The sequence below is a fragment of the Paenibacillus popilliae ATCC 14706 genome (assembly GCF_000315235.1).
Lineage (GTDB): Bacteria > Bacillota > Bacilli > Paenibacillales > Paenibacillaceae > Paenibacillus_B > Paenibacillus_B popilliae.
In genome coordinates, this window is the sequence record NZ_BALG01000108.1 from 1 (window position 1) to 6,776 (window position 6,776).

The 6,776-nt window shown below is 57.2% G+C and carries 5 protein-coding genes and 1 pseudogene; 2 read left to right on the forward strand and 4 right to left on the reverse strand.

All coding sequences use genetic code 11. The features are described 5' to 3' along the window. Positions 1-171: 171 nt before the first annotated feature. Together PPOP_RS09210 and PPOP_RS09215 are read left to right on the forward strand one after the other, a co-directional pair. A pseudogene (locus PPOP_RS09210) lies at positions 172-477 on the forward strand (glycoside hydrolase family 130 protein); the annotation flags it as partial. Between the two features lie 182 nt (positions 478-659). Then, positions 660-2,465 carry a glycerophosphodiester phosphodiesterase gene (locus PPOP_RS09215; RefSeq protein WP_006285997.1) on the forward strand — a complete coding sequence of 602 codons (1,806 nt, stop codon included), beginning with the start codon at positions 660-662 and terminating at the stop codon, positions 2,463-2,465. 101 nt (positions 2,466-2,566) lie between these two features. On the opposite strand, the gene PPOP_RS09220 is transcribed toward PPOP_RS09215, so the two are convergent. The 4 genes from PPOP_RS09220 to PPOP_RS09230 are packed head-to-tail and all read right to left on the reverse strand — an operon-like array spanning position 2,567 to position 6,678. Beyond that, the gene (locus PPOP_RS09220) at positions 2,567-2,872 is read right to left on the reverse strand and encodes an MTH1187 family thiamine-binding protein (RefSeq protein ID WP_006285998.1); all 306 of its coding nucleotides are present in this window, start codon (positions 2,870-2,872) and stop codon (positions 2,567-2,569) included. A gap of 60 nt (positions 2,873-2,932) precedes the next feature. After that, complete coding sequence (locus PPOP_RS09225; RefSeq protein WP_199898959.1) at positions 2,933-4,570, reverse strand: formate--tetrahydrofolate ligase; 1,638 nt, start codon at positions 4,568-4,570, stop codon at positions 2,933-2,935. Beyond that, a complete protein-coding gene (locus PPOP_RS21845; RefSeq protein ID WP_159101824.1) occupies positions 4,570-4,842 on the reverse strand; it encodes a hypothetical protein in 273 nt (90 codons plus the stop codon). The genes PPOP_RS09225 and PPOP_RS21845 overlap by 1 nt, the downstream gene beginning before the upstream one ends. Positions 4,843-4,854: 12 nt before the next feature. Next, positions 4,855-6,678: an ATP-dependent helicase gene (locus tag PPOP_RS09230; protein ID WP_006286000.1), complete on the reverse strand. Its 1,824-nt coding sequence runs from the start codon at positions 6,676-6,678 to the stop codon at positions 4,855-4,857. Positions 6,679-6,776 lie beyond the last annotated feature (98 nt).

Consider the following 6,776-nt stretch of genomic DNA (forward strand, 5'->3'; position numbering starts at 1 on the left):
GGAGTCGCCACCTTTCGGTCGTTTGTAAGGGTACAAACATTTTACCGAGTTGGCGGCTTTTTTTCTACCATTCAGTGGTTAATCAACAGGCCTGATATTATAATGTAAGTTAATTTGAATGGTTACCCGCGCAAAATGAACGGCAAATATGCGATGCTGAGTCGTCATCCGTTGATTTACCACGGCGTGCTCAACTCCTGTAACGGCTTTGTGTACGAATTCGGCGCCGCGCTGCCTGACTTGGAGCAACCATGGAACGTCCTGTACCGCAGCGAGCCATACCTGTTGCAACCATCCACCCTATACGAGTGCGTCGGCGACGTTCCAAACGTTGCATTCCCATGCGCTTCGCTCGTGGATGCCGCCACCGGCCGCATTGCGATTTACTACGGGGCAGCCGATACGGTAACAGCAATTGCCTTCAGTTATGTAGACGAAATCATCGACTTTGTTAAAAACAACTCCCGTGTGGAGTAATCGCGAAGCCATAACCAACTGCAACCGCAAAGATGCAATGGAACCTATAGTTCTGCCGCTTTCTTTGTAACCCCTATAACACGGGCGCTATTTTCCTATAATAGGTCATACAGTATAAAGGACGACGCCCTCAGGTAGCGTCGAATGCTGATAAACTCTCATCTAAAGGAAACGTATATATCATGAACACCTTGAACCTACGGACGCGGCGTCCGTTCCAAATGATTCGCGGGGTGCTGCAGGTCTGGAAATACGCCTACCGGCCCTTTCTTCTTTTCGAGCTCTTCTACAAGCTAATGACCATCGGGTTATTTATCCCGTTCCTGTCGATCGTCTTCAACAAAATATTGGAGATCGGCGGCTTTGGGGCCGCCGCCAATCACGATCTGCTGCGCTTCGTCCTCAGCCGGTACGGATTGCTCAGTCTCGTCCTGCTCGCTCCGGTAGCAATGATGCTGATTTATACCGAATTCGCCGTTCTTATTTTTATCGCTTATTACGGGATGCAAGGAAAAACGGTCCGGCTGTACGCCGTCGTACTCAAAACATTGTCCCGCCTTCCCGGGCTGTGGCGTATCGGGATATTCGGCCTGGCGCTGTACCTGCTGCTGCTGTTCCCGCTGCTGAATACGGGCTTCGGCTCCTCGCTGCTGCCGAACGTCACGATTCCGAACTTCATTACGGGAGAGCTGATGAAGACCAGCACCGGAACGGCGGTATTTGTCCTGTTTTTCGCGATCGTCGCCATTTTGAACCTGCTCTGCATCTATGCGCTGCCCATCCTTGTGTTGGAGGATTCGAACCAGTTCTGGCGCACCTTCACGAAGAGCGCCCGCCTGTTCTGGAAGAGCAAATGGTCGATTCTCCGGGCCGTCGGCGAATGGTTGCTTGTGTACGTGCTCATCGTCGCCGTCTTTATCGCCCTGATCGCCGCGACGATAGCCGTGCTGCCGGAAAGCTTGTCCGCAACGGCAACCGCGACAGTCGGGGTCGCCATCAGCATTGGAGTCTACGTGATGACTCTCGTTATGACACCCTTGTTCATCACTGTCGTCATCCGGCTCTATGTCCGCTATGAAGGCAAGAAGCACATCTCCCTGCATTCGGGAGGACTGGATATCACCGTGGACCATACCCGGGCGGAGAGACGTCTCTTCGCTTCACAGCATCGCCCGAAGCTCGCTCTGTTCGGCCTGCTGATGCTTATTGCGGTCGGCTGGGGCGTCACGGCGCTGCTAACCGACTGGGGCGAGGCGAAGGATAAGTTCGTCATTATCGCCCACCGCGGGAATATGAATACAGGAGTCGAGAATACGCTGGACGCGTTCGACGGGGCGGTTGAGGCCGGGGCCGATTACATTGAGCTCGATATTTTGCAGACGAAGGATCGGAAGCTGGCCGTCATTCACGACCATAATCTGAAGCGCCTGGCGCAGCGCAATGTCAACGTCTATGATCTGACTCTGGCCGAGCTGCAGGACATCCCACTCTTCCAGAACGGCTACGCCGGACACGTTCCTTCATTGGATGAAGTGCTGGATGCAATGAAGGGACGGATCCGCCTCAACCTTGAGCTGAAGATGCATGGCTATGAGACGCCGGACTATGTCTCCAGCTTCATTAATACGATCCGCCGGCATCAGGCCGAGAATGAGGTTGTCGTGTCCAGTCTCGAATATGATCTGCTTCATGAGGTGAAGGCAAAAGCTCCCGAGCTGAAGGTCGGCTACATTATTTACGCCACCTTCGCACCGCTGAACCGGTTCGACGCCGACTTCTTTGTCGTGGAGGAGGCGTTCGTCACCGCTCGCCTGGTCGCCTCCGCCAAGCTAATTGGCAAGCCGCTCTATGTATGGACGATTAACGACCCGGAACGGGCAGCCCACTTCTATTCGCTCGGGGTTGACGGCATTATTACCGACATCCCGAAGGAAGTGAGAGAAGCCATCAAGGAGGTCGGTGGCGAACCGGTCTTTTTGCTGGAGTAGCCGTGCCCGTAACGCAAAATCGCCTCCCTTTCATCGTTCAGACCGGGGAGGCGATTGCTATCTTGCCGCTGCTGCAACAGCGAGACGATATGGATAGTTTGTTAATGCTCCAGCTTTTCCCGTACGGAAGCCAGCTTCTGCCCGATTGAGCCAGCCTTGTCGCGGCGATCGTCGATTTTGACGACGGTCGACACTCGGGAAGCCCCGCTCTGGAACGGACTCTCATGCAGTGCGCGGATCGCCTCGAACAATCGATCCAGCGGCCCTTCCATAATCGTCCCCATCGCCGTCAGCTCATAAACGATGCCGTCGATCTGCTCAATCGAACGCTGCATATCGGCGACGTACGAGCTCAAGCTCGTCGACTGCGTCCCGACAGGAATGACCGTAATCTCTGCCAACGCCATGGCGCCATCCTCCCTTCGTCTCGCTATCCATATATCCGATCTAATGACTCTGCCAATGGATTATCCGCTCAGTCCGACGACCCCCTGCTCCTGATCAAGGCGGATCCGCTCTGCTGCCGGATGCTTCGGTAAGCCCGGCATCGTCAGCACCTGGCCGGTATGCACGACGAGGAAGCCCGCCCCCGCAGACCAGCGAATATCGCGCACCTCCAGCGTGAACCCTTCCGGGGCACCGAGCAGACCTGGGCGATCACTGAATGAATACGGCGTCTTCGCCATGCAGACCGGGAGCTTCGCCGTATCGAACTGCTTCAGTTCGCGCAGCGCCCGCTTGGCAGCCGGGCTATAAGCCACCTCGGCTCCGTGGTAAATGCGGGTGACGATCGCTTCGATCTTCTCTTCGATCGGCAGTGTATCCTCGTACAGCAGCCGGAACCGGCCCTCCTCCTGCGCTTCGGCTAGCCGTACGACGGCTTCCGCAAGCGCCGCGCTGCCTTCTCCGCCCCTCGCCCACGCTTCGGACAGAATCGCCTCTGCCCCGATCTCGCGGCACATCCGCTGAACGGCCTCCAGCTCCCTCTGCGTATCGGCCGCGAACCGGTTCACCGCAACGACAACCGGCACGCCGAAGCTCCGCATATTCTCCACGTGGCGGCGGAGGTTGGCAAATCCCGCCGTGAGCGCCTCCGGCGAATTCTGCTCCAACTGATCCTTCGCCAAGCCGCCGTTATACTTCAGGGCGCGCACGGTCGCAACCAGGACGACAACCGACGGCGCCAGCCCGCTCTGGCGGCATTTGATATCCATAAATTTCTCCGCGCCCAGATCGGCCCCGAAGCCGGCCTCGGTCACGACATAGTCGGCCAGCTTCAGCGCATAGCGCGTCGCCCGCACGCTGCTGCAGCCGTGCGCGATGTTCGCGAACGGACCGCCATGCACCAATACCGGGTCCCCTTCCACCGTCTGGACCAGATTCGGGTGGATGGCGTCCTTCAGCAGCACGCACATCGACTCGACAGCTTGCAACTGCGTCGCGGTTACCGGCTCGCCCTCATAGGTATAGGCGACCACCATGCGGCCGAGTCTCGTCCGCATGTCGTCCATATCCTCAGATAAGCAGAGCACGGCCATAATCTCCGAAGCCGTCGTAATCATGAAGCCGTCTTCCCGCACAGCGCCGTTGCCGTCGCCCAACCCGACGACGATATGCCGCAGCGCGCGGTCGTTCATATCGACAGCCCGCTTCCAGACAATGCGTTCCGGCTGGATGCCGAGCGCGTTGCCCTGATACAGATGATTGTCGATCATGGCCGCCAACAGATTATGCGCCGACGTGATCGCGTGAATATCTCCGGTAAAATGAAGATTGATGTCCTCCGCCGGCACGATCCGGGCGCGTCCGCTGCCCGTCGCGCCGCCCTTCATCCCCATGCACGGCCCGAGCGACGGCTCTCGAAGCGCCGCCACCGCCTGCCGGCCGATGCGGTTCAGCCCCTGTGTCAGTCCGATCGTCGTCAGCGTCTTCCCTTCTCCCGCCGGCGTCGGATTCATCGCCGACACGAGAATCAGCTTGCCGTCGGGCCGGTGCGCATTTGCCTCCCATACTTCCTGGCCTAGCTTCGCCTTATACTTGCCGTAGAACTCAAGCTGCTCCGCCGGCACGCCGATACGGGCTGCAACGTCAACTATTGGTCTCATCATTCGAATAAGCTCCCCCTGACTCCTGTCGATACCTTCATTATACATATCCGTCCCAGACCAAGATATTCACAAATCTGTGACAAACTGCACGCGATCACACGCACCCTGTCCTTCAAGCCGTTGAGCGGTCTACCGTTCGGGCCCCGGCATCCGGGCGCTCCGCCCTCCGACATTCTCGTCATGCCGACGTTCAGGCCGAACTCGGAACGGTACGCCAGTACAATCGCCTCATCAAGCGAGACGCAAGGGACAATGGACATGACGGGCAAGGATGTCTCGCATTATTCACAGGGAGGGACGGCTTCTTCCGCCAACGCTAACAGCCCGCGGCTCAGGCAAGTAGGAGCGTGCATCCGCTTCCGCTCGCTGGCGAATTGAATTTCGACAGCCTCCTCATCCAGACTGACAATCTCGCCCAGCCCGAAGGACGGATGGGTCACCTTCGTTCCGGCCCCGATCCCGCTCCATGTCCGAATCGCATTCGAGAGAACAAGGGCTGCTCCGGCTTGCGCCACGGACACGGTCGGCGCCGGTGCCGGGCTCGCCACAGATGTCGGCTGAAGCTTCTCCACGTAAGACACGAACCGGGAGCGCTTCGCCTTCTCGCCGCCCCGCTCCCGGTAGGACAGCAGCTCAAGATGGAATTTCGCCCGCGTCATGCCCACATAGAACAGTCGGACCGCTTCCTCCATCTCCGCAGTCTCGCCTTTGTCGCAGCTGCGGATGTCCTCCTGCGACGGGATGATGCCTTCCACCAGGTCGATCATGAACACATGCTCGAACTCCAGCCCCTTCGCGCTGTGAAGCGTGGAGAACGTGACCGCGTTATCGCCCCGGTTCCGCTTGGAGGAGAGCATGATCGCCTCCAGGTGCTTCAAGCGCGCCGCGAAATCCGGCAGCGTAGCGAGGCCGTCGGCGATATTGTCCAGCGTGTTCAATATTCCGACGATATACTCTTTGCGGAAGCCAATCCGCTCGCATATTTTCTCGACGGCCTTATCATAGCCCAGCTTCGTGCGGATGACGCGGATAGCCGCTTGCGGGGTCATCTCCTTCAGTCGGGCGAACGTTTCCTTGCTTTCCTGAAGCAGACCGATCTGGTAGTCCTGCAGCGGCACATGGCGAAGCAGATTGTCGAAGACCGATTCGCCGTTATGAATGTCCTTCAATGCTGCCATTTGCTGCTTCGAGATGTACCCGTTGAACTTGAGATGGATTTTGGCCAAAAGATCCGGCCGCCGGTCGGTAAATGCCATCCGCATAAAGTTCAGCATATCCTCGACCACCCAATGCGAGAAGAATCGGCTGTCCCCATCACGGACAAAAAACGGGATGCCGGCGCGATCGAACTCATTCATTAGCGCAATCGAAGAAGAATTGTTGCGGTAGAGCACTGCTGTGTCGCGCAAATTGGCAATGGCGGACACGCTCTGGGCCACCCTTTTGGCCTGATCCTCGTATTCGGCGACCTCCGCGATGGCAATCGGCCGCTGCGGCGGATTGGCCGTGAACATCTGCTTGTCATACCGCTGCTTGTTCTGCTTGATGAAGCGGTTGGCTACTTCGACGATATTGCGTGAAGAGCGGTAATTCTGCACCATTTTCAGCAGCTTCGCATCGGGGTACACTTGCTTGAACTGAAGCAAATAATCCGGCTCCGCGGCCCGCCACGTATATATGCTCTGATCATCGTCAGCCACGACGCATAGATTCCGGTGCGGCTGCGCCAGCTTGCCGATAATTTCGTGCTGCACGAGCGAGGTGTCCTGGCTCTCATCGGTCAAAATATAGTCATAACGGGACTGGTACCGCTGCAGCAGCTTCCGGTCCTGACTGAGCGCCTCATGGGCGACCGTCAGCATATCGTCATAATCAAGCAAGAGCTTGTCCGTTCCCGATCGCTTGAATTGCTCGTACTCCCGGGCGATATGCACCGCCCTCGGCACGCTGCAAGGAACGCATTCCCACTGATCGGGGGAAAGCAATTTATTTTTTACAAAGCTGATGTAGGTTGTTAATTCATCCATCTGATCATCGGCGAGATGTTCTCCTGCGATCGTCTTGTACAGCTCGCGGAGAATGAGCTTTTTGTTAAGAACCGGCATTCCCAGAGGCCACTGAAGAACTTGCGTTTTTCTTCGGAGGCGGTGCAGATAGTATAAAAAGAAGACATTCACCCCGCGTTTTGGAGATGAATGTCTTC

What these genes read in the sequence shown, in the direction of transcription:
- PPOP_RS09230 (WP_006286000.1), bottom strand. Translation starts at nt 6,678, where the DNA reads ATGCCGGTTCTTAACAAAAAGCTCATTCTCCGCGAGCTGTACAAGACG.
- PPOP_RS09215 (WP_006285997.1), top strand. Translation starts at nt 660, where the DNA reads ATGAACACCTTGAACCTACGGACGCGGCGTCCGTTCCAAATGATTCGC.
- PPOP_RS09220 (WP_006285998.1), bottom strand. Translation starts at nt 2,872, where the DNA reads ATGGCGTTGGCAGAGATTACGGTCATTCCTGTCGGGACGCAGTCGACG.
- PPOP_RS09225 (WP_199898959.1), bottom strand. Translation starts at nt 4,570, where the DNA reads ATGAGACCAATAGTTGACGTTGCAGCCCGTATCGGCGTGCCGGCGGAG.